The sequence below is a fragment of the Nocardioides sp. CF8 genome, assembly GCF_000389985.1.
GTDB lineage: Bacteria > Actinomycetota > Actinomycetes > Propionibacteriales > Nocardioidaceae > Nocardioides > Nocardioides allogilvus.
On sequence record NZ_CM001852.1, the window covers coordinates 613,847 to 636,453 of the forward strand.

The 22,607-nt window shown below is 71.2% G+C and carries 21 protein-coding genes; 20 read left to right on the top strand and 1 reads right to left on the bottom strand.

All coding sequences use genetic code 11. The features are described 5' to 3' along the window. Position 1 precedes the first annotated feature (1 nt). The 18 genes from CF8_RS22270 (at position 2) to CF8_RS03040 (ending at position 18,503) form a co-directional block, all read left to right on the top strand. A complete protein-coding gene (locus CF8_RS22270) occupies positions 2-823 on the top strand; it encodes a hypothetical protein (RefSeq protein ID WP_198016936.1) in 822 nt (273 codons plus the stop codon). After that, the gene (locus tag CF8_RS02960) at positions 820-1,680 is read left to right on the top strand and encodes an ATP-grasp domain-containing protein (RefSeq protein WP_010831655.1); all 861 of its coding nucleotides are present in this window, start codon (positions 820-822) and stop codon (positions 1,678-1,680) included. The genes CF8_RS22270 and CF8_RS02960 overlap by 4 nt, the downstream gene beginning before the upstream one ends. Positions 1,681-1,792: 112 nt before the next feature. Continuing rightward, positions 1,793-2,308: a SigE family RNA polymerase sigma factor gene (locus CF8_RS02965; protein ID WP_036490045.1), complete on the top strand. Its 516-nt coding sequence runs from the start codon at positions 1,793-1,795 to the stop codon at positions 2,306-2,308. Then, positions 2,305-3,462, top strand: coding sequence for a hypothetical protein (locus CF8_RS02970; protein WP_010831657.1), 1,158 nt, complete (start codon positions 2,305-2,307; stop codon positions 3,460-3,462). Before CF8_RS02965 ends, CF8_RS02970 begins: the two co-directional genes overlap by 4 nt. Positions 3,463-3,655: 193 nt before the next feature. Further along, complete coding sequence (groL, locus tag CF8_RS02975) at positions 3,656-5,293, top strand: chaperonin GroEL (protein WP_036490046.1); 1,638 nt, start codon at positions 3,656-3,658, stop codon at positions 5,291-5,293. Between the two features lie 223 nt (positions 5,294-5,516). Then, positions 5,517-6,029 (top strand): SRPBCC family protein, encoded by a 513-nt coding sequence (locus CF8_RS02980; RefSeq protein WP_036490047.1) that lies wholly within the window; start codon positions 5,517-5,519, stop codon positions 6,027-6,029. After that, complete coding sequence (locus CF8_RS02985) at positions 6,026-6,556, top strand: nucleotidyltransferase family protein (RefSeq protein WP_010831660.1); 531 nt, start codon at positions 6,026-6,028, stop codon at positions 6,554-6,556. Before CF8_RS02980 ends, CF8_RS02985 begins: the two co-directional genes overlap by 4 nt. A 54-nt stretch (positions 6,557-6,610) precedes the next feature. After that, positions 6,611-7,492: an AAA family ATPase gene (locus CF8_RS02990; protein ID WP_010831661.1), complete on the top strand. Its 882-nt coding sequence runs from the start codon at positions 6,611-6,613 to the stop codon at positions 7,490-7,492. Continuing rightward, a complete protein-coding gene (locus CF8_RS02995; RefSeq protein WP_010831662.1) occupies positions 7,489-8,601 on the top strand; it encodes a vWA domain-containing protein in 1,113 nt (370 codons plus the stop codon). Before CF8_RS02990 ends, CF8_RS02995 begins: the two co-directional genes overlap by 4 nt. Beyond that, positions 8,594-9,727: an XdhC family protein gene (locus CF8_RS03000; RefSeq protein WP_010831663.1), complete on the top strand. Its 1,134-nt coding sequence runs from the start codon at positions 8,594-8,596 to the stop codon at positions 9,725-9,727. The genes CF8_RS02995 and CF8_RS03000 overlap by 8 nt, the downstream gene beginning before the upstream one ends. 53 nt (positions 9,728-9,780) lie before the next feature. Continuing rightward, the gene (locus CF8_RS03005) at positions 9,781-11,010 is read left to right on the top strand and encodes a transcriptional regulator (RefSeq protein WP_010831664.1); all 1,230 of its coding nucleotides are present in this window, start codon (positions 9,781-9,783) and stop codon (positions 11,008-11,010) included. Between the two features lie 82 nt (positions 11,011-11,092). Next, complete coding sequence (locus CF8_RS03010; protein ID WP_010831665.1) at positions 11,093-11,557, top strand: (2Fe-2S)-binding protein; 465 nt, start codon at positions 11,093-11,095, stop codon at positions 11,555-11,557. Beyond that, positions 11,554-14,025: a xanthine dehydrogenase family protein molybdopterin-binding subunit gene (locus CF8_RS03015; protein WP_010831666.1), complete on the top strand. Its 2,472-nt coding sequence runs from the start codon at positions 11,554-11,556 to the stop codon at positions 14,023-14,025. Before CF8_RS03010 ends, CF8_RS03015 begins: the two co-directional genes overlap by 4 nt. Further along, positions 14,022-14,876: an FAD binding domain-containing protein gene (locus tag CF8_RS03020; protein ID WP_010831667.1), complete on the top strand. Its 855-nt coding sequence runs from the start codon at positions 14,022-14,024 to the stop codon at positions 14,874-14,876. Before CF8_RS03015 ends, CF8_RS03020 begins: the two co-directional genes overlap by 4 nt. Positions 14,877-14,880: 4 nt before the next feature. Continuing rightward, entirely contained in the window at positions 14,881-15,561 is a 681-nt protein-coding gene (locus tag CF8_RS03025; RefSeq protein WP_010831668.1) for an SRPBCC family protein, read from the top strand. A gap of 78 nt (positions 15,562-15,639) precedes the next feature. Further along, complete coding sequence (locus CF8_RS03030; protein WP_036490049.1) at positions 15,640-16,095, top strand: hypothetical protein; 456 nt, start codon at positions 15,640-15,642, stop codon at positions 16,093-16,095. Between the two features lie 28 nt (positions 16,096-16,123). Then, positions 16,124-17,884, top strand: coding sequence for a DUF2207 domain-containing protein (locus CF8_RS03035; RefSeq protein ID WP_010831670.1), 1,761 nt, complete (start codon positions 16,124-16,126; stop codon positions 17,882-17,884). Between the two features lie 46 nt (positions 17,885-17,930). Next, positions 17,931-18,503 carry a LemA family protein gene (locus CF8_RS03040; protein ID WP_010831671.1) on the top strand — a complete coding sequence of 191 codons (573 nt, stop codon included), beginning with the start codon at positions 17,931-17,933 and terminating at the stop codon, positions 18,501-18,503. 3 nt (positions 18,504-18,506) lie between these two features. Here the strand turns inward: CF8_RS03040 and CF8_RS03045 are convergent, their stop codons facing one another. Then, positions 18,507-19,130, bottom strand: coding sequence for an alpha-ketoglutarate-dependent dioxygenase AlkB (locus CF8_RS03045; RefSeq protein WP_010831672.1), 624 nt, complete (start codon positions 19,128-19,130; stop codon positions 18,507-18,509). 100 nt (positions 19,131-19,230) lie between these two features. Between CF8_RS03045 and CF8_RS03050 the strand changes: the two genes are divergently transcribed. Together CF8_RS03050 and CF8_RS03055 are read left to right on the top strand one after the other, a co-directional pair. Beyond that, entirely contained in the window at positions 19,231-20,013 is a 783-nt protein-coding gene (locus CF8_RS03050; RefSeq protein WP_198016937.1) for an ABC transporter ATP-binding protein, read from the top strand. Next, on the top strand, positions 20,013-22,547 hold the full coding sequence (locus tag CF8_RS03055; RefSeq protein ID WP_010831674.1) for an ABC transporter permease: 2,535 nt from the start codon (positions 20,013-20,015) through the stop codon (positions 22,545-22,547). The genes CF8_RS03050 and CF8_RS03055 overlap by 1 nt, the downstream gene beginning before the upstream one ends. Positions 22,548-22,607: the final 60 nt, after the last annotated feature.

Here is a 22,607-nt window from a genome sequence, read left to right on the forward strand (position 1 = left end):
GGTGACTCTTCGCCACTCCGCTTCCTCCGTCGTACGCCGCGTGGCGGGCCGCGTCCGGACCGTGGAGGACGCTCCTGCCGCCGACCCGAAGGCGGAGCGCCGGCAGCGGCTGATGGGCCTCGACCTCACCGAGCTGGCCGTCGAGTTCGGCACCGACAAGTGGGGCGTGCACCGCTACACCCCGCACTACCAGCGCCACCTCGAGCACCTGCGCCAGCAGAAGTTCGTGCTGCTTGAGATCGGCATCGGCGGCTACACCCGCAAGCGCCGCAGTGGCGCCTCGCTGAAGATGTGGCGCTGGTTCTTCCCGAGGGCGCGGATCGTCGGCCTGGACATCGAGGACAAGTCGTTCCTCGACGGCGGCCACATCCAGACCTACCTCGGCGACCAGACCGACCCCGGGATCCTGCAGCGCATCATCGCCGAGGAGGGCGCCCCGCTCGTCGTGATCGACGACGGCAGCCACATCCCCGAGCACGTGCGGGCCACCTTCGCGATCCTCTTCCCGTTGCTGCCCGACGGCGCGATCTACTGCATCGAGGACATCCAGACGTCCTACTGGCCGGCCTGGGGTGGCGCCGTCGATCCGCGTGCGACGGGCACCTCGATGGATCTCGTCAAGAGCCTCGTCGACGGGCTGAACCACGAGGAGCTCCTCGTCGAGGACTACGAGTCGAGCTACACCGACAAGCATGTGAGGGCCGTTCACTGCTACCACAACCTCGTCGTCATCGAGAAGGGTGACAACGTCGAGGGCAGCAACCGCGACACCGCGGCGCACACCTTCCACGGCAGCAACGACGACCCTGCGGAGACCCCTTGACCGTCCTGATCGCGACCTTCGCCGGCATGCCCGAGGGCGAGCCCGGCTTCGAGGCCCTCGACAAGGCGCTGGTCGCCCGCGGGGTCGACTTCGCGTGGGCGGTGTGGGACGACCCGTCGGTCGACTGGGCCGCGGCCGACCTCGTGGTGGTCCGGTCCACGTGGGACTACGCCGTGCGCGCCGGGGAGTTCCTGGCCTGGGCCAGGTCGCTCGACCAGTCGCGCCTGCTCAACGGCGCCGACGTCTTCGAGTGGAACCACGACAAGTCCTACCTCCTGGAGCTCGGCCCCCTCCCGACCGTGCCCACCCGCCTCGCGGCGACCTCGGCCGAGTTCGGCTCCGCGATCGCCGAGTTCGGCACGGCCGTGGTCAAGCCCCGCGTCAGCGCCGGCGGTGCCGGGCTGATCGTCGTCAGCGACCCCCTCGACGGGCGGCTCGGCCAGACGCTGCGCAGCCACCCGACGTACCCACCCGTCGGCGGCCCCTGGATCGCGCAGCCGCTCGTGGAGTCGGTGCGCACCCGCGGCGAGGTGTCGGTGTTCGTGCTCGCCGGACAGGTGATCTCGCAGGTCGACAAGCTGCCGGTGGGCGACGAGGTGCGCGTGCACGAGCAGTTCGGCGGCGGCTCGCTGCCGGTGCCGATCGACGAGACGATCGCGGCCGTCGCGCTGGCGGCCAACGACTGGCTGACCGGGCGCTTCGGGCGCGAGCTCGACTACGTCCGCGTCGACCTCTTGTCGTACGGCGACCAGTGGGTCGTGTCCGAGCTTGAGCTGATCGAGCCGGGGCTCTACCTCGACATCGTCCCCGGCAACGCCGAGCCGTTCGCCGACCTGATCGCCTCGCGGCTGTCGTGACGCGACTTGAGCGGCCATATGGACGCTCAACACGCGGCATTCGGCGCGCCCACCGTCCAAATACCTGCTCAGGTGCTCCAACCTTTCGTTGCACGATGGCGTTGAGGTGGACATGGAACAACAACCGGACGATCGCGAGTCGTTCACGGCCTGGGCGACGACTCGTCGGCCACGGCTGCTGCGCACCGCGACCTTCCTGACCGGCGACCGCGGCCGCGCCGAGGACCTCGTCCAGGAGGCGCTGACCAAGGTCGCGCAGCGCTGGCCGCGGTTGCGCGACGGCAGTCCCGACGCCTACGCCCGCCAGATCCTCGTGCGCGACAACATCTCCTGGTGGCGCCGCAACCGGCTCCAGCTCGTCTCCGACGTCCCCGATCCGGGTCGTACGGCGCCGGGTGACACCGGGGTCGAGCGCCGGCTCCTGCTCCTCGATGCCCTGCGTCGACTGACCGAACGGCAGCGGGCCGTGCTGGTGCTGCGCTACTTCGACGACCTCTCCGAGGCCGAGATCGCGCTCGTCCTCGGCGTCTCCGCCGGCACCGTCAAGAGCACCGCCCACCTGGCCCTGCGCCGGCTGCGCGAGCTCGCGCCCGAGCTCAGCGACCTGCTCTCCCTGGAGACCTCATGACCGACTCCGCCCTCCGCGACCTCTTCCACGACGCGGCTCCCTCGTTGGATGGACCCGGCCCCGCCGCCATCGACCGCGCCTGGCGGGACGGAACCCGCCGCCGCGTCGGTGCTCGGGTTGCCGTGGTCGGCTCGGTCGCGGCGACCGTTGCCGTCGTCACCGGCGTGGCGCTGGTCGGCGGGTCCGACGGTCGGGTCGCTCCGGACCCGTCTGTGGACGCGCCGACGTCGACTCCCACCCCGCCGGTGACGGGGCCGCCGGTGGCCGAACAGGTCGGGAAGTACGCCGGCGCGGACGTGTGGTGGGCTCCGTCGGTGACGGACGAGTCGTCCCTGCCGCCGCTGTCCGTCGCGCAGCTTCCGCCGGTTGTCGACCTCGACGCGGCGCAGGAGGAAGCGGTCGGCGAGCCCGTGGTCGGGCTGTTCTCCGGCCGGGGTGAGCGGGCATTCGCGCTCACCGCGAGCCAGCGCGTCATCGAGATCGACACGTCCCGACTCGAGACGCTCACCGACGAGGCCGGGAATCGACGGAATCCGCTGTCCTCCTACTCACTGTCTGCAGACCGGCAGAGCGCGTTCTTCATCCAGAAGAGCTCGCTCGAGGTGCTCGACTTCGTGACGGGGGAGTGGACCACCATCGACACCCCGGACTGGCTGGCCGAGGAGGCGCGCTGGATGATGCCGGACCAGATCTGGCTGCCATCGCGATTGGGCGACGACTCTGGAGGGACCATCCATCCGGTGGGGCCCGGGGTGACGACGACGGCCACGATCGACTGGGTCCGCGGTTGGTCGGGCCCCGACGACCAGCCGTGGGGGCCGGTCGTCTTCGGACGAGGTGGCACCGCCCAGGCGGCGTTCGCCGGTCTCGACCTGGTCAGCCCCACCCGCTTCGCGGCACCGGAGGTCATCTTCGTGGACCAGCGCGGGGAGCGGAGCGTGCTGGCCTTCGACCGCGGCCCGGGCGAGGAGGGCACCCGCGTCAAGGGCTGCTGCATCCCGCGCGCCTGGATCGACGAGGACACGGTCCTCTTCTCGTCCGTGAGCACGGAAGGCCAACGGATCCTCGCCTGGGACGTCGGTACGCCGACCGTCCACCTCGTCAGCGACATCCGCGGACCGGCGAGCCTCACCGCGCTCGCGGACCTCTCCTGACGTTTGCACTCTCCTAGGCCGAGTGCTAAACATGAGGCTGGCACTCTCGGCATGAGAGTGACAACACGGCAGGTGACGCTGAGGTCGTCGGCGCTGACGGGAAGGGTCCGTCGGAGGCTGGGGATCGTCCGTCGCGGGCAGCCCACCAGCGCCGTACACAGACTCGACTCATGACGAAGGAAGCTCACGAGTTATGGCAAAGTTGATTGCTTTCAATGAGGAAGCCCGCCGCGGACTCGAGCGGGGAATGAACACCCTCGCCGACGCGGTGAAGGTGACCCTCGGTCCCAAGGGCCGCAATGTCGTCCTGGAGAAGAAGTGGGGCGCCCCCACGATCACCAACGATGGTGTGTCCATCGCCAAGGAGATCGACCTCGAGGACCCCTACGAGCGCATCGGCGCCGAGCTGGTCAAGGAGGTCGCGAAGAAGACCGACGACGTCGCCGGTGACGGAACCACCACCGCGACCGTGCTCGCCCAGGCGATGGTCCGCGAGGGCCTGCGCAACGTCGCCGCGGGTGCCAACCCGATGAGCCTCAAGCGCGGCATCGAGGCGGCTGTCTCGGCGCTGTCCGACCAGCTGCTCTCCATGGCCAAGGAGGTCGAGACGCGCGAGCAGATCGCCGCCACGGCCACGATCTCCGCCGGTGGCGACACCACCGTCGGTGACGCCATCGCCGAGGCGATGGACAAGGTCGGCAAGGAAGGCGTCATCACGGTCGAGGAGTCGAACACGTTCGGCATCGACCTCGAGCTGACCGAGGGCATGCGCTTCGACAAGGGCTACATCTCGGCCTACTTCGCCACCGACCTCGAGCGGATGGAAGCGGTCCTGGAGGACCCCTACATCCTGATCGCCAACTCGAAGGTCTCCACGGTCAAGGACCTCCTCCCGCTGCTGGAGAAGGTCATGCAGTCCGGCAAGCCCCTGCTGATCATCGCCGAGGACGTCGACGGCGAAGCGCTGTCGACCCTGGTCGTCAACAAGATCAAGGGCACCTTCAAGTCGGTCGCCGTCAAGGCTCCCGGCTTCGGTGACCGTCGCAAGGCCATGCTCCAGGACATCGCCATCCTCACGGGCGGCCAGGTCATCTCCGAGGAGGTCGGCCTCAAGCTCGAGTCGGCCGGCATCGAGCTCCTCGGCCAGGCCCGCAAGGTCGTCATCACCAAGGACGAGACCACCATCGTCGAGGGCGCTGGCGACCAGGGCCAGATCGAGGGCCGGGTCAACCAGATCCGCGCCGAGATCGAGAAGTCCGACTCCGACTACGACCGCGAGAAGCTGCAGGAGCGCCTGGCCAAGCTGGCCGGCGGCGTTGCGGTCATCAAGGTCGGCGCGGCCACCGAGGTCGAGCTCAAGGAGCGCAAGCACCGCATCGAGGACGCCGTTCGCAACGCGAAGGCTGCCGTCGAGGAGGGCATCGTCGCCGGAGGTGGCGTCGCGCTGGTCCAGGCCGGCACCGAGGCGTTCGCCAAGCTCGACCTCGAGGGTGACGAGGCCACGGGTGCCAACATCGTGCGCGTCGCGATCGAGGCCCCGCTCAAGCAGATCGCGATCAACGCCGGTCTCGAGGGTGGCGTCGTCTCCGAGAAGGTCCGCAACCTGACGCCCGGTCACGGGCTCAACGCGGCCACGGGCGACTACGTCGACATGATCGCCGAGGGCATCATCGACCCGGCCAAGGTCACGCGCTCTGCCCTGCAGAACGCTGCCTCGATCGCGGCGCTGTTCCTCACCACCGAGGCTGTCGTGGCCGACAAGCCCGAGAAGGCTGCGGCCATGGGCGGCGGCGACGGCGGCATGGGCGGCATGGGCGGCATGGACTTCTGATCCGCCCCGTTCCACCAGCACCATTCGGCAGGGCCCTCGTCTTCGGACGGGGGCCCTGCTCCATTTCCCGGGCGCCGCGGTCCGAATCGTCCGAGTGGACGAAGCTGCACGGGCGGTACGGCGCAGGGCCGGCGCTGCGACGTACCGAATCGTCCACGTGGACGGTCCTGCTCGGCAGCCCACGACCTCACCTAGTCTCGACCCACCGACCACGAGGAGACCGATGACCCGCGAGATGCAGGTGAGCGACAGCGTCGTCATCGACGCCGATGCCGAGACGATCTGGGCGCAGGTCGCCGATCCGACGCAGATGCCTCGGTGGAGCCGGGAGAACACCGGGGCGACGACGCCCGAGGCTGGTCGTCCGCTCACGGTCGACGAGCGGTTCGACGGCACCAACAAGCGTGGCCGGGCGCGCTGGATCACCGGGTGCGTGGTCACGGCCTCCGAGCCGGGGCGACGGTTCGCCTTCGACGTACGCAAGATCGGTGCGCGCACGCCGCGTCTCAAGAGCCGCATCGCCACCTGGGCCTACGACTTCGAAACGGTCGAGGGCGGCACCCGGGTCACCGAGACCTGGACCGACGGCCGTGGCGCCTGGCCCGATTGGATGGCCGGTGCCTTCGACCGCACCGTCACCGGCGGCAAGCTGTTCGCGGACTTCCAGCGCCGCAACATCCGGCGCACGCTGGCCGCGATGAAGGCCGACTTCGAGAGCGCCGACCGCACCTCGTGACGGGCACGACCGGACTCCTCCTCGCCGCCGGCGCCGGTCGGCGGATGGGCACCCCCAAGGCGCTGGTCGACGACTGGCTGCGCCGGTCGGTGCAGGTGCTCATCGAGGGCGGCTGCGACCGGGTGTACGTCGTGCTCGGTGCCGCGGCAGGAGAGGCGCGGACCCTGCTCGAGGGCCTGCCGGTCGAGGTCGTCGTCGCCGAGGACTGGGCCGACGGCATGGGCGCGAGCCTGCGCGCAGGACTCTCGCAGGTCCCGCTCGGGCGCGACGTGCTGATCACCCTCGTCGACCTGCCCGACGTCGGCGCGGACGTCGTGGCGCGGGTGCTGGCCACCGGAGCGGCGCTGGCGCGGGCGGCGTACGACGGCAGGCCCGGACATCCGGTGCTGATCGGCAGCGACCACGTCGGTCCCCTCGTCACGACGCTGCGCGGCGACGAGGGCGGACGGGCCTATCTCGGGGCGCACGACGTGACGATCGTCGAGTGCGGCGACCTCGCGACCGGCGCGGACGTCGACCGGCGCTGAGACCGACCAGGAAGCCAACGTCCGGCCAACGTCCCTGGTCGTAGCCTGACCAGCATGGACCCGGTCATGCACGATGCCGCCGACGTCGCAGCGCGCCTCGGCGCGACCGGCTACCTCGCCGACGACGAGCTGGCGACGGTGCTGTTCCTGACGATGCGGATGCAGCGCCCGCTGCTGCTCGAGGGCGAGCCCGGCACCGGCAAGACCGCGCTGGCCGAGGCGCTCGCCGAGTCGCTCGACCTGCCGCTGATCCGGCTGCAGTGCTACGAGGGCATCGATGCGACCCAGGCCCTCTACGACTGGGACTTCCCGCGCCAGATCCTGCACCTGCGTGCGCTGGAGGCCGCCGGCACCGATGCCACGGCGGAGGAGGCGGAGAAGAGCTTGTACGACGAGCGGTTCCTGCTCGCCCGGCCGGTGCTCGCCGCCCTGAAGCAGTCGCCGGCGGTGCTGCTCATCGACGAGGTCGATCGCGCCGACGACGAGTTCGAGGCGTTCCTGCTGGAGGTGCTCTCGACCTGGCAGGTCACGATCCCCGAGCTCGGGACGGTCAGCGCCGCGACGCCGCCGCACGTCGTGCTGACCTCCAACCGCACCCGCGAGCTGCACGACGCGCTCAAGCGGCGCTGCCTCTACCACTGGATCGACCACCCCGGCCTGGACCGCGAGGTCGCGATCGTCCGCTCCCGTGCCCCCGAGGTCGCCGAGGCGCTCGCGCGCCAGGTCGTGGGCGTCGTCCAGCAGCTGCGCGACCGCGACGACCTGCTCAAGCCACCGGGCGTGGCCGAGACGCTCGACTGGGCGCGGGCGCTGACCCACCTCGGCACCACCCACCTCGACCTCGCCACCGCTGCCGCCACCCTCGGTGCACTGGTGAAGTACCGCGAGGACGCCGACCGCGTGCGCCAGGCGCTGGACCGGATGCTCACCACATGACGCATGCAGCCATCGATCCGCTGCCGGTGCTGCTGGGGTTCACCCGGGCGCTGAAGGCGGCCGGCGTGCCCGTGACACCCGACCGCGCCCACGGGTTCGTCGAGGCGACGGCGCTCGTCGGGCTGGGCGACCAACAGGCGACGTACTGGGCCGGACGGGCGACGCTGTGCGCCGGTCCCGACGACCTCGCGCGCTACGACCAGGTCTTCGAGGCGTGGTTCGACCCGCGCGGGGAGCTGCCACGGCGCCGCGAGTCCGGCCTGCCGATGCCGGCGGCGCCCGCGCTGCCCACCGTCGACGCGCAGGAGGGCGGCGACGGCGGGGAGGAGGGCGAGGCGCTGCGTGCGGCCGCCACGACGACCGACGTGCTCCGGCACCGCGACGTCGCGAGCCTGGATGCGGGCGAACGGCAGCGACTGGCCGCGATGTTCGCCGGGCTGCGCCCGACCGCCCCGGTGCGGCGCACGGCCCGCCACGAGCGCTGGCACCGCGGCCGCCTCGACGCCTCCCGCACGATGCGCGACTCGCTGCGCCGGATGGGGGAGCCCGGCGAGCTGGCCTGGCGGCGCCGGCGGCTGCGTCCGCGCCGGGTGGTGCTGCTCGTCGACGTGAGCGGCTCGATGAGTGCGTACGCCGATGCGCTGCTGCGGCTCTCGCACCGGTTCGTCGCCACGCAGCCGAGGGCGGAGGTGTTCACGCTCGGCACCCGCCTGACCCACGTCACCCGCGCCCTGCGGCACCGCGACCCCGACCGGGCGCTCATCGCCGCGGGCGATGCGGTGCCGGACTGGTCGGGAGGAACCCGGCTCGGCGAGACGTTGCGCGTCTTCCTGGACCGGTGGGGCCAGCGCGGGATGGCCCGCGGCTCGGTCGTGGTCGTCTTCAGCGACGGGTGGGAGCGCGGCGACGCCGCACTGCTCGGCGAGCAGATGGCGCGGCTGCACCGCATCGCGCACCACGTCGTCTGGGTCAACCCGCACCGCGGGAAGCCCGGCTACGCGCCCGTGCAGCAGGGGATCGCGGCAGCGCTGCCGCACGTCGATGACTTTGTCGCAGGCCACTCGTTGGCCACGTTCGAGGAACTGGTGGAGGTGGTCGGGCGTGCGTGAGGTGCTGGACGAGCTGGTGGCGTGGTGGGAGGCCGGCGAGACCGTCGGTGTGGGGACCGTCGTGGCGACCTTCCAGTCGGCACCCCGACCGGCGGGCGCCTCGATGCTGGTCGGTCCCGACGGCACAGCCGTCGGCTCGGTCTCCGGCGGCTGCGTCGAGGGCGCCGTCTACGAGGAGGCCCAGGACGTCGTCGGCTCCGGGGAACCGGTGCTGCGCCGCTACGGCGTCTCCGACGACGACGCCTTCGCGGTCGGGCTGACCTGCGGCGGCATCCTCGACGTCTTCGTCGAGAAGGTGTCGCAGCAGACCTTCCCGCAGCTGGGCGAGGTCGCCGCCGACGTGCGGGAGGGCCGGCCCGTCGCCGTTGCCACCGTGATCGAGCACCCCGACCCCACCTGGCTGGGCCGCCGGATGGTCGTGCGGCCGGACGCCGACGCCGTCGGGTCGATCGGGTCGCCGCGCGCCGACGACGCGGTGCATGACGACGCGCTCGGCCTGCTCGCGACCGGCAGCAACGCGACTCTGACCTACGGCCCCGACGGCGAGCGCCGCGGCGAGGGGATGCGGGTGTTCGTCTGGGGGTTCGCGCCGAAGCCGCGGATGCTGGTCTTCGGCGCCATCGACTTCGCCGCCGCCGTCGCCCGGGTCGGCTCCTTCCTCGGTTACCACGTGACGGTGTGCGACGCCCGGCCCGTGTTCGCGACCACCAGCCGCTTCCCCGAGGCCGACGAGGTCGTCGTGGACTGGCCGCACCGCTACCTCCGCGCCGAGGTCGAGGGCGGCCGCCTCGACCGGCGCACCGTGCTGGCCGTGCTGACCCACGACCCCAAGTTCGACGTCCCTCTTCTCGAGGTCGCGCTGCGGCTGCCCGACGACGCCCGCCCTGCCTACATCGGCGCCATGGGCTCGCGCCGCACCCACGACGACCGGATGGCCCGGCTCCGCGAGGCCGGGCTGGCCGACGACGAGCTCGCGCTGCTGTCGTCGCCGATCGGGCTCGACCTCGGCGCGCGGACCCCCGAGGAGACGGCGATCTCGATCGCCGCCGAGATCATCGCCGGACGCTGGGGCGGGACCGGTGAGCGCCTCGCCGGCACCGCCGGGAAGATCCACCACGACCGCTGACGAAGCGGCCCCCGCGGGGCTACGGTGGGGCTCGACCCCTCTGGAGACCCCCGATGACCACCGACGACCTGCACTCGCGCCGCGTCGACGCCGTGCGCGCCTGGACCAGCTTCGTCACGCTCGGTGACGTCGCGGAGCCGACCGTCCGACCGGAGATCCGGCGCAGCTGGGAGCTCTCGGGAGTCGTCTCCCCGACCGTGACCCAGGCGCCGCTCGCCGACGAGGCGACCACCGCCGAGTTCTGGCGGGACTCACCGCTGCAGACCGCGGTCGCGCGGGTCCAGGACGAGCTGCGCCGCACCGCCGAGGACGGCGACCTCGTGATCGCGGTGACCGACGAGGAGACGCGCATCCTGTGGACGTACGGCGGTCGCGTCATGCGTCGCAAGGCCGAGTCGGTCAACTTCGTCCCGGGCGGGCGGTGGGACGAGGCAAGCGTCGGCACCAACGCGCTCGCCATCGCCGGGCGCACCGACGCGCCCTCGATGGTCTTCAGCGCGGAGCACTACGCCCAGGTGGTCCACAACTGGGTGTGCTGGGCGGCGCCGGTGCACGACCCGACCACGGGCCGACCGCTCGGGGTCATCGACCTCTCGACCACGTGGGACCGCACCCACCCGATCGGGCTCGCGACGGCCCGGGTCATGGCACGGCTGATCGAGACGGCCCTGCCGGCCTCGCGTCGCTCACCCGTGACCGGCATGGCGGCACCCGACGAGCCCGGGCTGACGCTGACCCTGCTGGGCACCGCCCAGGTGTGGCTCGACGGCGAGCGATTGCTCCTCAACCGTCGGCAGACCGAGATCCTCGCCCTCCTGGCGCTGCACCCCGCGGGGCTCTCGGTCGAGCAGCTGCACTCGCTGCTCTACGGCGACTCCTCGGTGACCACCTCCACGCTCAAGGCGGAGGTCTCGCACCTCCGCGCGGCTCTTCGGGGCCAGCTGTCGTCTCGCCCCTACCGCCTCACCCTGCCGGTCACCACCGACATCGACGAGGTGCAGCGACGGCTGCGCGTCGGTGACGTCCGTGAGGCGCTCGCGGCCTACGGCGGCGACCTGCTGCCCGGCACCGAGGCCCCCGCCCTGGTCGAGATGGCCGACTACCTCGCCGTCAGCGTGCGCGAGGCCCTGCTCGTCAACCCCGATCCCGATGCGGTGCTTCGCTACATCGAGCTGGCGCCGTACGACACCTATGTGATCGAGCGGTGCCTGGCCGAGCTCGGGCACCGCAGCCACCCCGCGGTGCCGCTCCTCAAGGGCCGGCTCGCCGCAGCGAGACCCTGAGCCGGCGACGCAACCTTTCGCCAACCACGCCTTCCTAGGGTGATCGCCATCACAGCGCCACTCCTACGCGAAGGCGGAACCGATGGCCAGGATCGAACTCACCGTCGACGGAGCAAAGGTCTCCGACGACGTCGAGCCCCGGATGCTGCTGGTGCAGTATCTCCGCGAGAAGCTCGGCAAGACCGGCACCGTGATCGGGTGCGACACCAGCAACTGCGGCGCGTGCACGGTGCACCTCGACGGTCGCAGCGTGAAGAGCTGCAACGTGCTCGCCGTGCAGGCCAACGGCCGCGAGGTGACCACGATCGAGGGGCTCGCCGACGGCGACCAGCTGCACCCGGTGCAGGAGGCGTTCCGCGAGTGCCACGGCCTCCAGTGCGGGTTCTGCACGCCCGGGATGATCATGCAGGCCGTCGACCTGCTGGGCGAGAACCCGAGCCCGACCGAGGCCGAGGTGCGTGAGGGCATGGAGGGCAACCTCTGCCGCTGCACCGGCTACCACAACATCGTCAAGTCCGTCCTGCACGCGGCGGGAGGTGCGAAATGACCGCCACGGCCGAGAAGCCCGACCTCGAGATCGGCCGCGACCGCCGCCGCAAGGAGGACCAGCGCCTCATCACCGGCCGCACCCGCTGGACCGACAACTTGACGCTGCCGGGGATGCTCCACCTCGCGATGGTCCGCAGCCCGTTCGCGCACGCCAGGATCGTCAGCATCGACACCGAGGCGGCCAAGCAGTCGCCCAACGTCGTCGGCGTCTTCACCGGCGCCGACCTGGGCGAGGCGCAGGGCGCGTGCATCAACGCCTGGGCCATCACGCCCGACCAGGTCACTCCGCCGCACGTGCCGATGCCGTCCGACCGGGTCGCCTTCGCCGGCGAGACCGTCGCGGTCGTCGTCGCCCGCACCGCGGCCGAGGCCCGCGACGCCGCCGAGCTCGTCGACGTGGAGTACGACGAGCTGCCGGCCGCGCTCGACCTCAAGGAATCGGCCGCGGACACCGTCCTCGCGCACCCCGACCTCGGGACCAACAAGAGCGCCCTGTGGGTCTTCGACTCCGCCGAGGCCGGCACCGGCTCCAGCGCCGACGAGGCGATCGAGAAGGCACGCGGCGACGGCATCGTGATCGAGCGCGAATATCGCCAGCAGCGCCTCATCCCGGCCTTCATGGAACCGCGCTCGACGGTCGTCGACCCGACCGGTGAGCAGATCACCGTGTGGAGCGCCACCCAGATCCCGCACATCCTGCGGTTCGCGATCGCCGCCACGACCGGGGTGCCGGAGTCGAAGATCCGCGTCATCGCCCCCGACGTCGGCGGCGGCTTCGGCGGCAAGCTGCAGCAGACGCCGGAGGAGATGATCACCTTCGCGGTGGCCCGCAAGCTCGGCAAGCCGGTGAAGTACACCGAGACCCGCTCCGAGTCGCTGATGACCGCCCACCACGGTCGCGACCAGTGGCAGAAGCTGACGCTCAGCGCGGAGAAGGACGGCACGGTCACCGGCCTCAAGGTCGGGCTGACGGCTGACCTGGGTGCCTACATCGCCATCGTCGGCGGCGGCGTGCCGGTGCTGGGCGCGTTCATGTTCAACGCGATCTACAAGTTCCCGGCCTACCACTTCTCCTGCCAGACGGTGCTCACCAACAAGACCTGGACCGACGCCTACCGCGGCGCCGGCCGGCCGGAGGCGACGTACGCCATCGAACGCCTCATGGACGAGCTCGCGATCGAGGTCGGCGTCGACCCGCTCGAGATCCGCGAGAAGAACTGGATCAAGCACGAGGAGTTCCCCTTCACCACGGTCGCCGGCCTGGAGTACGACTCCGGCAACTACGAGGCGGCCACGGCCAAGGCCAAGGCTGCCTTCGGGTACGACGAGCTGCGGGCCGAGCAGAAGCAGCGTCGGGAGTCCGGTGACCGCATCCAGCTCGGCATCGGCATCTCCACCTTCACCGAGATGTGCGGGCTCGCGCCGTCACGCGTGCTCGGCTCGCTCAACTACGGCGCCGGCGGCTGGGAGCACGCGAGCGTGCGGATGCTCGCGACCGGGAAGGTCGAGGTCATCACCGGCGCCTCTGCCCACGGCCAGGGCCACGAGACGGCGTTCAGCCAGATCGTCGCCGACCGGCTCGGCGTCGCCTTCGAGGACGTCGAGGTGCTGCACGGCGACACCCAGATCGCCCACAAGGGACTGGACACCTACGGCTCGCGCTCCCTCGTCGTCGGTGGCGAGGCGCTGGTCAAGGCTGCCGACAAGGTGATCGAGAAGGCCAAGCCGATCGCGGCGCACCTCCTCGAGGCGAGCGTCGACGACATCGAGTTCAGTGCGGGCCGCTTCAGCGTCCGCGGCACCGACCAGGGGCTGGCGATGGCCGAGATCGCGATGGCGACCTTCGCGGCCCACAACCTGCCCGACGGGATCGAGCCGAGCATCGACAGCGACGCGACGTACGACCCGGTCAACTTCAACTATCCGCACGGCACCCACCTGTGCGCGATGGAGGTCGACACCGAGACCGGCGGGGTGCTGATGCGCAAGTACGTCTGCGTCGATGACATCGGCAACATCATCAACCCGATGATCGTCGAGGGCCAGGTGCACGGTGGGCTGGCGCAGGGGATCGCGCAGGCGCTGTGGGAGGAAGCGGTCTACGACGACTCCGGGACCCTCGTCTCGGGCTCCTTCGTCGACTACCTGCTGCCCACCTCCGCCGACACGATCAGCTTCGAGGTCGACCACACCACGACCGCCTCGACGACCAACACGCTCGGAACGAAGGGCGTCGGCGAGGCCGGCACCATCGCCTCGACCCCGGCCGTCGTCAACGCGGTCGTCGACGCCGTACGCCAGTTCGGGGTCAACGACATCCAGATGCCCTGCACCCCGGAGCGTGTGTGGCGCGCGATCCACAGCGGTGACGGCGGCGACGAGACGGAAGGCGCCGCGGCGCCGCACTTCACGGAGGAGACCGGGATGCAAGGGCAGACCGACCGCACGGACGGGGCGAACCAGTGATCCCCGTCCAGTTCGACTACCTGGCGCCGACCAGCGTCGAGGAGGCGCTGGCCGCCCTGGCCGAGCACGGCGACGACGCCAAGGTCATCGCCGGCGGCCAGAGCTTGCTGCCGGTGCTGCGGATGCGCCTCAACGCCCCGGAGGTCGTCATCGACCTCGGTGGCATCGCCGAGCTGCGCGGCATCCGCGAGGACGGCGACTCGCTCGTGATCGGCGCGATGACCACCCACCACGACGTGCTCAACGACGCGCTGGTCAAGGAGCACGCGCTGCTCCTCGTGCGCGCCGAGCACCAGCTGGCCGACGCGCAGATCCGGCACCGCGGCACCTTCGGCGGCGCGCTCGCGCACGCAGATCCCGCGGGTGACCTCGGGGCCCCGGCGCTGGCGCTGGGCGCGGAGTTCGTCATCGCCGGTCCCGGTGGGTCGCGCACGGTGGCGGCCGACGACTTCTTCGTGGACCTCTTCGAGACCGCGATCGCCGAGGGCGAGCTGCTGACCGGGATCCGGGTGCCCAAGCACACGGGCTGGGGCGCGCACTACGAGAAGTTCGTCCGCGTCGCCCACCAGTGGCCGATCGTGGCCGTCGCAGCCGCGGTCAAGGTCGACGGCGGCACCATCAGCGAGGCCCGGGTCGGGCTGACCAACATGGGCTCCACCCCGATCCGCGCCCGTGCGGTCGAGGAGGCGCTGGTCGGCCAGCCCGCGACCGAGGACGCGGTGCGTACGGCGGCCGCGCTCGCGACCGAGGGCACCAACCCGCCCTCCGACCTCAACGGCGCGGCCGACTACCGCAGCCACCTCGCGCAGGTGCTGACCCGGCGGGCCGTGCTGGCCGCCGCGGGGGCGTGAGCGCATGGAGCTGAGCCACCGCTTCACCGTGCCGACCGGCGTCGAGGAGACCTGGGCCCACTTCGAGGACATCGCCTCGGTCGCCGAGTGCTTCCCGGGCGCCCAGGTGACCTCGGCCGAGGGCGACACCTTCGCCGGCACGGTCAAGGTCAAGCTCGGCCCGATCGCGCTGGTCTACAGCGGCAGCGGCACCTTCGTGGAGAAGGACGAGTCGGCCAAGCGCTTCGTCGTGGACGCCAAGGGCAAGGACAAGCGCGGCAACGGCACGGCCGGCGCGCACGTCACGGTCACCATGACCGACGCCGGTGGTTCGACCGACGTCTCGGTCGACACCGACCTCGCGATCACCGGCAAGCCGGCCCAGTTCGGTCGCGGCGTCATGCAGGACGTCTCGGACAAGCTGCTCGGCCAGTTCGTCGACTGCCTGGAGGCACGGCTGACCGGTCCCGCTGAGTCCGCGGGCGCCGTACCGGGCGGTGCGCCAGCAACCGTTCCCGACGGCGAGACGGTTGCAGAGCCACCGCCCGGGACGACGCCTCCCCGTCCGACGCCGATCCGCCCGCCCGAGCTGGAGGCGCTCGACCTCGGGAGCGCCGTGCTGCCGGTGCTGGCGAAGAGCTACTGGAAGCAGGCCCTCGGCGCACTCGCAGCCCTCGCCCTCGTGTGGCGACGCATCCGGCGCTGAGTGGAACTCGCCGGCGCCGCCGGGCGTCTGATCGGTTGTGGAACAGTTGGTTCCACACCCGATCGTGGAGGACCCACCATGTCTCGCTCGGCCAGCGCCGCAACCCTCGTCGTGACCGCCGTGCTGCTCGCCGGCTGCGGAGGCGGCGAGGCGACGGACGCGAGCGACGGCACGACGCCGACCGATGTTCCGAACATCGAGCTCACCGTCCCCGCGGCCCAGACCGGGCGCTGCATGCCACCCAACGTCGACAACCTGCGCGCCCAGGACACGGCCTTCGAGGGCGTCGTCGAAGAGGTCTCCGACGGCACCGCGACGTTGCAGGTCGTCGATGGCTACAAGGGCGTCCGCACCGGCACGGTCACGGTCTCGGCCCCCAGCGAGGACCTGCAGGCCCTGCTGCTCGCGGTCGACTTCCGGGTGGGCGAGACCTACCTCGTCAGCAGCCTCGACGGGCAGGTCTCCGTCTGTGGGCTGAGCGGGCCGAAGGACGACCTGCTCGCAGACCTCTACCAGCAGGCCTACACCGGCTGAACCGGATCTACCCCTAGGCTCCACGACCATGAAGCGACTGGTCGTCACGCTGCTCGCGCTCGGCCTGCTGGCCTTCTGCATCGTCACGCCCGCCCTCCTGTGGGACCGCACCACTGCCCAGGCCACCTACGAGCCGACGAGCATCTCGTCCTACCTCGCCGACTTCACCCTCGAGGAGGACGGCGATCTCAAGGTGATCGAGACGATCACCGTGGAGTTCCCGCTGTACGGCGACCGCCACGGCATCTTCCGGTTCTGGGACCGGCACGACGCGAACGCGCCGCGACTGCGCCGGGAGCCGCAGGACCTGAGCGTGCTGCGTGACGGCCGTGAGGAGCCGTTCGTCCTGGAGAGGCGGGAGCGCGGGCGCTTCGACGTGGCGCGGATCGGCTCGGCGTACGCCACGGTCCAGGGGCCGCACACCTACCAGATCTCCTACCTCATCGAGGACGCGCTGCTGCCCGCCGGCGAGGGGTCCCGCTTCTACTGGAACCTCGTCCCCGGTGGGTGGCTGCAGGACATCGCCAGCGCCCGGTTGCTGGTCCACCTGCCGGCCGAGGCCACCGGCGTGAGGTGCGCGCGCGGCAACGGTGAGACCGGTGGCTGCGAGGCGACGGGCGAGGGCACGCGCACGCTCCGCGTCGACGTCGACGACCTGCCGTCGCAGACGCCGATCACCATCTCGGCGGACCTGCCGATCGCGGCACCGACGCCGGACGACCAGCGGCTGTGGTCGCAGAAGTGGGACGCGGTCCTCGGCCCCCACATCCTGGGCGTGCTCCTCCTCCTTGGTGCCGGGCTCGCCTCCGCGCTCGTCGCGCTCCGTGCGGTCCGCAACGCGCACGAGCCGAAGCCGCCCTACCCGCTGCTCTACGCGCCGCCGCAAGGCGTCGGCCCGGCCCAGGGGCAGTACGTCCTGACCGAGCAGGTGCACGACACCGCCTTCGTCGCGACCCTGATGGAAGCGGCCGAGAAGGGCGCGATCGACCTGGACCGACGCGGCAACGGCTGGCAGATCCAGGGACGCGGCCCCGCCTCCACCTCACCGCTCGACGCGGTGACGACGGCGACGACCACGAGCTTGGGCGTCGCGGGCGACGGATCCTTCACCGCCGACCGCGACAGCATCGAGGCCGGCAAGGTGCTGCAGTCGGCCAAGGCCCAGTCGACGGCGAGCATCAAGGAGTGGGCGCGCAACGAGGGCCTGATGACCTCCGCAGGCCTCGGCAGCCTGGGTGGCTTCTCGGTGATCGCGGCGGCGGTGGTCACCGTCCTCGTCGTCGTCCTGAACCCGCTCGACATCTCCCTGCTCGCGCTCGTGCCCGGTGCGTACGCCGCCTGCGGACTGTGGCTGCTGACACCCGGCTCGGGCACCAAGCGCACCGCAAGCGGCCGCGAGCTCTGGTCGCAGCTCGGTGGCTTCCACCGGGTGCTGTCCACGCCCTCGAGCCAGCTGCGCTTCGACTTCTCCGGGCGCAAGGAGCTCTACACCGCCTACCTCCCGTGGGCAGTCGCCTTCGGGGTCGCCGACCAGTGGGCCGCCAAGTACCGCACCGAGATCGGCACCGAGCCGCCCGCGCCCGCCTACTTCGCGACCGGCTACACCGGCACGCACACCGGCAACCACGTCAACCAGATGGTCAACGACTTCGAACGCACTGTCGACGGCGCCATCTCCTCCTACCAGGCCAGCCAGCGTCCGCAGTCCTCCGGCAGCGGCGGCGGCTTCTCGGGCGGCGGCTTCTCCGGCGGTGGCGGCGGAGGCGGCGGCGGTGGTGGCTCGTGGTGACGCTCTGCGCCAGACTCCTCATGTCCTCCAACGAAAGGCCAGCCCCATGTCCCTCGCCCTGATCCTCGTCGCAGTGGTCCTCGCGGTCGCCGTGGCGCTCGTCGCCTTCGTGATCGCCGGCTTCAACAAGCTGCGTCGCGCCGACATCGCCGCCCAGGAGGCCATCGGCGGCATCGACGTGCAGCTCACCCGTCGCGCGGAGCTCGTGCCCAACCTCGTCGAGACGGTCAAGGGCTATGCCGCCCACGAGAAGGGCGTGCTGGAGGAGGTCACCCGGGCCCGGGCCGGGGTGCAGGCCGCTGCTGACGGCAACGACGTCGCAGCCAAGGCCGCCGCTGATGCCGCCCTGACCAGTGCGTTGGTGAAGCTGAACGCCGTGGCCGAGGCCTACCCCGACCTGAAGGCCAACGCCAACTTCCTCGACCTCCAGCGCCAGCTCGCCGAGATCGAGAACCAGCTGGCCTTCGCCCGGCAGTACTACAACGACGCGGTGGCGACCCTCAACAACCTCACCCAGACCATCCCGTGGATGTTCTTCACCGGCATCGCGGGCGTCAGCAAGCGTGAGTTCTACGACGCCCCGGAGGCCCAGGAGGCCGCACCGCGCGTCGAGTTCTAGGCCTCAGAACACGTTCAGCGGCCGGAACTGCACGCTGATCCGCGGGCCGGCCGCGGCGACCTTGGGGATGGCGTGCTCCCAGGTGCGCTGGCACGAGCCACCCATCACGACGAGGTCGCCGTGGCCCAGCGTCACGCCGATGGAGTCGCCCCCGCCGCGGGGTCGCAGCGCGAGCTTGCGCGGGTCGCCGAGCGACACGATCGCGACCATCGTGTCCTGCGTCCTGCCGCGCCCGATGGTGTCGCCGTGCCACGCCACCGAGTCCCGGCCGTCGCGGTAGTAGCAGCAGCCGGCGCTCACGAAGCGCTCGCCCAGCTCGGGGAGGTAGTGCGCGCTCAGGGCGTCGCGCGCGTCGTCGAGCGCCCGGTGGGGGAGGTCCTCGCCGAGGACGTAGGTGTGCACGAGGCGGGGTACGTCGACGATGCGGTCATACATCTGGCGGCGCTCCGCGCGCCACGGCACCTGCGCGACCATGGTGGCGAAGACGTCGTCGGCACCCGCCAGCCAGTTGCGCTGGACGTCGAGCCAGGCGCCGTGCGCCAGCGTGGTCCGCTCCGGGGACAGGGGCGCGACGACCTCGTGACCGGCAGGGGTGTCGGGGGCGAAGAGGGTCGACTGGAAGTCCACGGTGCGAGCCTAGATCGAACACGCGTTCGACACAACCCTGAGGGGCGGACCAGGGTGGATCCCGGTGGCGGTGCTTGGTCACGTGCGGGAGTCTGGGCGCATGACGATGACTGACGGGGGAGCGGGCACGTCCGCGAGGGTGGCCGCGCGGGTGCGGGACCTGACGAAGACCTACGGCAAGGGCGATGCGATGGTGCGCGCGCTCGACGGTGTCAGCCTCGACCTGGTCGCCGGCGAGTTCACCGCGATCATGGGCCCGAGCGGGTCGGGCAAGTCGACGCTCATGCACTGCTGCGCGGCCCTCGACACCGCGACCTCGGGCGAGGTGTTCCTCGGGGATCGCGAGCTGGGCAGGCTCAAGGACAAGGAGCTGACCCGGCTGCGCCGTGACGAGATCGGCTTCGTGTTCCAGTCCTTCAACCTGGTCCCGACGCTCAGCGCCGAGGAGAACATCGTCCTCCCGCAGTCGATCGCGCGCCGCAAGCCCGACCGCGAGTGGTTCGACACCGTGATCGAGACCGTCGGCATCCGCGACCGCCTCTCCCACCGCCCCAACCAGCTCTCCGGCGGCCAGCAGCAGCGCGTCGCGATCGCCCGCGCGCTCGTCGGCCGGCCCGCGATCGTCTTCGCCGACGAGCCGACCGGCAACCTCGACTCCCAGTCGGGGGCGGAGGTGCTCGACCTGCTCCGTCGCAGCGCGGCCGACCATGGCCAGACCATCGTGATGGTCACGCACGACCCGGTGGCGGCGTCCTACACCGACCGAGTCGTGTTCCTCGCCGACGGCCGGATCGTCGACGAGCTGCGCCGCCCCGACCGCGAGGGCGTGCTCGAGGTGATGGCGCGCATGTCCGCGCCGCTCGCGGCAGACGCGGAGCGCTGATGTTCCGCGCCGCCCTCAAGAGCCTGCTCGGGCGCAAGGTGCGCCTGCTGATGAGCACGTTCGCGATCGTCATCGGGGTCTCGTTCGTCGTCGGCACCCTGGTCTTCAGCGACACCCTCAGTCGTAGCTTCACCGCGCTGATGGCCTCGACGGTCGGTGACGTCGTCGTACGACCCGAGAACACCGATGCCGCGGCCGAGCCGACCACCCGCACCGTCGACTCCGGGCTCGTCGACTCGCTCGAGGGCGTCGAGGGTGCGGCCCGGGTCGACGGCAACGTCACTGCGTTCGGCGTCTACGTCGTCGGCAAGGACGGCAAGCTGATCGGCGGCAGCGGCCCGCCCAGCATCGGTGGCAACTGGACCGAGGCGCCCGCGGGCCACGACCTCGAGGGCATGGACGTCATCGCCGGGCGCGCGCCGGAGAAGGCCGGCGAGGTGATGCTCGACTCGAACACCGCCGGCGAGGGTGGCTACGTCATCGGCCAGGACGTCACCATCGTCACCGCCACCGACCGTGGCAGCCTGACCGCCGAGCTGGTCGGGGTGATCGGCTTCCCGGAGGGCGGCTCCCTCAACGGTGCGACCTTCACCGCCTTCGACACGCGTACGGCGCAGGACCTCTTCCTCGACGGGAAGGACGCGTTCAGCGACATCTGGGTGACCGCCGAGCCCGGCACCAGCCAGGAGGACCTCGCCGCCGCGGTGGGCGAGGCGCTGCCCGACGGGGTCGAGGCCGTCACCGGCGACGAGGCGGCCGACGAGGCAGCCAGCGCCATCCAGGAGGCGGTCGGGTTCCTGACGACCTTCCTGCTCATCTTCGCCGGCATCTCGCTGGTGGTCGGCGCGTTCCTCATCGTCAACACGTTCTCGATCCTGGTCGCCCAGCGCAGCCGCGAGCTCGCCCTGCTGCGCGCCCTCGGCGCCAGCAAGAAGCAGGTCACCCGCTCGGTGCTGCTCGAGGCCCTGCTCCTCGGCCTGCTGGGCTCGACGATCGGGCTGGGGCTCGGCGTCCTGCTGGCCATCGGCATCCGCACGCTGTTCGCGCAGTTCGGCCTCGACCTCTCCGGCCAGCCGCTCATCATGGCCCCGAAGACGGTGCTGGCGGCCTACGCCGTGGGCGTGGTCGTGACGATGGGCGCGGCGTTCTTCCCGGCCCGCCGCACCTCCAAGATCGCGCCGGTCCAGGCGATGCGCGACGACATCGCGATGCCCGAGTCCTCGCTGCGGCGCAGGATGCTGATCGGGGTCGTGCTGATCGTCGGTGGCGGGGTCGCGCTGGCGGCCGGGCTCACCGATTCCGTCCCGCGTCCGCTCTACTTCGTCGGCGGCGGCATCCTCGCGATCCTGCTCGGCGTCGCCTCCGCCAGCCCGGTGATCAGCCACCCGCTGCTGGCCGCCGCGGCCTGGACCTACTCCCGCCTCTTCGGGTCGATCGGGACGCTGGCCGGGCAGAACTCGCTGCGCAACCCTCGCCGTACGACCGCGACGTCCTCGGCGCTGATGATCGGGCTGTCGCTGGCCTGCACGATGGCGATCGTGGGTGACTCGGCCAAGGCGAGCGTCGACAAGACCATCGAGGAGAACTTCGTCGGCGACTACGTCGTCAGCAGCCTCGTCGGGCAGAGCTTCTCGACGCAGGTGGGTCGGCAGATGGCCGAGGTGCCCGGGGTGGAGAGCGTGTGGGCGCAGCGGTTCGCGATCTCCCAGATGGGCGGGGAGGGGCAGGGCATCGGTGCGGCCGAGCCCGCGACGATGCGCGACGGCTTCGCCATCGACATGGTCGAGGGCGACGTCGCCGACCTCGTCGACGACACGGTCGTGGTGGACGAGTCCCATGCCGAGGAGGAGGACCTGTCGCTCGGCGAGGACGTCACCTTCAGGCTCGCCGACGGCGAGCACGAGATGGAGGTCGTCGGGATCTACGCCGAGAACCCCATCCTGTTCTTCCCGATCGTCACGACACCGCAGACCCTGGTCGACGCCGGCCACCAGGACTCCGACAACTTCCTGATCATCGACACCGATGACCGCGCGGGCGTGCAGGCCGCCCTGGACGCCGTGGTGGAGAAGTCGCCGGTGGTCACGGTCAAGGACCAGCGGGGCTTCGCCGCCGAGCAGCGCGAGCCGATCGACCAGCTCGTGCTGATGATCTTCGCGCTGCTGGGGCTGGCGCTGCTGATCGCCGTCCTGGGGATCGTCAACACGCTCGCCCTGTCGATCATCGAGCGCACCCGAGAGGTCGGGCTGCTGCGGGCGATCGGGGTGAGCCGGGCGCAGCTGCGGCGGATGGTGACGCTGGAGTCCGTGGTGATCGCGGTGCTCGGGGCGGTGCTCGGCGTGGTGCTGGGCATCGGGTTCGGGATCGCGCTGATGCACTCGCTGCGCGAGGAGGGACTGGAGGTGATCTCGGTGCCGGTCGGGCAGCTGGCGGTCTTCCTCGTGGTCTCCGTCGTGATCGGCGTCCTGGCTGCGCTGCTCCCCGCACGCCGGGCCGCGAAGCTCGACGTGCTGCGCGCCATCGGTGCTGAGTGATGTCACTGAATTGTGGATGTCCCTTTACCGTGCGCTTCGACAAAACCCGTACGCGACCCT

Coding starts and splice junctions, on each gene's coding strand:
- CF8_RS02965 (WP_036490045.1), top strand. CDS start 1,793: ATGGAACAACAACCGGACGATCGCGAGTCGTTCACGGCCTGGGCGACG.
- CF8_RS03005 (WP_010831664.1), top strand. CDS start 9,781: ATGACCACCGACGACCTGCACTCGCGCCGCGTCGACGCCGTGCGCGCC.
- CF8_RS03025 (WP_010831668.1), top strand. CDS start 14,881: ATGGAGCTGAGCCACCGCTTCACCGTGCCGACCGGCGTCGAGGAGACC.
- CF8_RS03015 (WP_010831666.1), top strand. CDS start 11,554: ATGACCGCCACGGCCGAGAAGCCCGACCTCGAGATCGGCCGCGACCGC.
- CF8_RS03035 (WP_010831670.1), top strand. CDS start 16,124: ATGAAGCGACTGGTCGTCACGCTGCTCGCGCTCGGCCTGCTGGCCTTC.
- CF8_RS03050 (WP_198016937.1), top strand. CDS start 19,231: ATGACGATGACTGACGGGGGAGCGGGCACGTCCGCGAGGGTGGCCGCG.
- CF8_RS03030 (WP_036490049.1), top strand. CDS start 15,640: ATGTCTCGCTCGGCCAGCGCCGCAACCCTCGTCGTGACCGCCGTGCTG.
- CF8_RS03040 (WP_010831671.1), top strand. CDS start 17,931: ATGTCCCTCGCCCTGATCCTCGTCGCAGTGGTCCTCGCGGTCGCCGTG.
- CF8_RS02970 (WP_010831657.1), top strand. CDS start 2,305: ATGACCGACTCCGCCCTCCGCGACCTCTTCCACGACGCGGCTCCCTCG.
- CF8_RS03010 (WP_010831665.1), top strand. CDS start 11,093: ATGGCCAGGATCGAACTCACCGTCGACGGAGCAAAGGTCTCCGACGAC.
- CF8_RS03055 (WP_010831674.1), top strand. CDS start 20,013: ATGTTCCGCGCCGCCCTCAAGAGCCTGCTCGGGCGCAAGGTGCGCCTG.
- groL (WP_036490046.1), top strand. CDS start 3,656: ATGGCAAAGTTGATTGCTTTCAATGAGGAAGCCCGCCGCGGACTCGAG.
- CF8_RS02995 (WP_010831662.1), top strand. CDS start 7,489: ATGACGCATGCAGCCATCGATCCGCTGCCGGTGCTGCTGGGGTTCACC.
- CF8_RS02990 (WP_010831661.1), top strand. CDS start 6,611: ATGGACCCGGTCATGCACGATGCCGCCGACGTCGCAGCGCGCCTCGGC.
- CF8_RS02980 (WP_036490047.1), top strand. CDS start 5,517: ATGACCCGCGAGATGCAGGTGAGCGACAGCGTCGTCATCGACGCCGAT.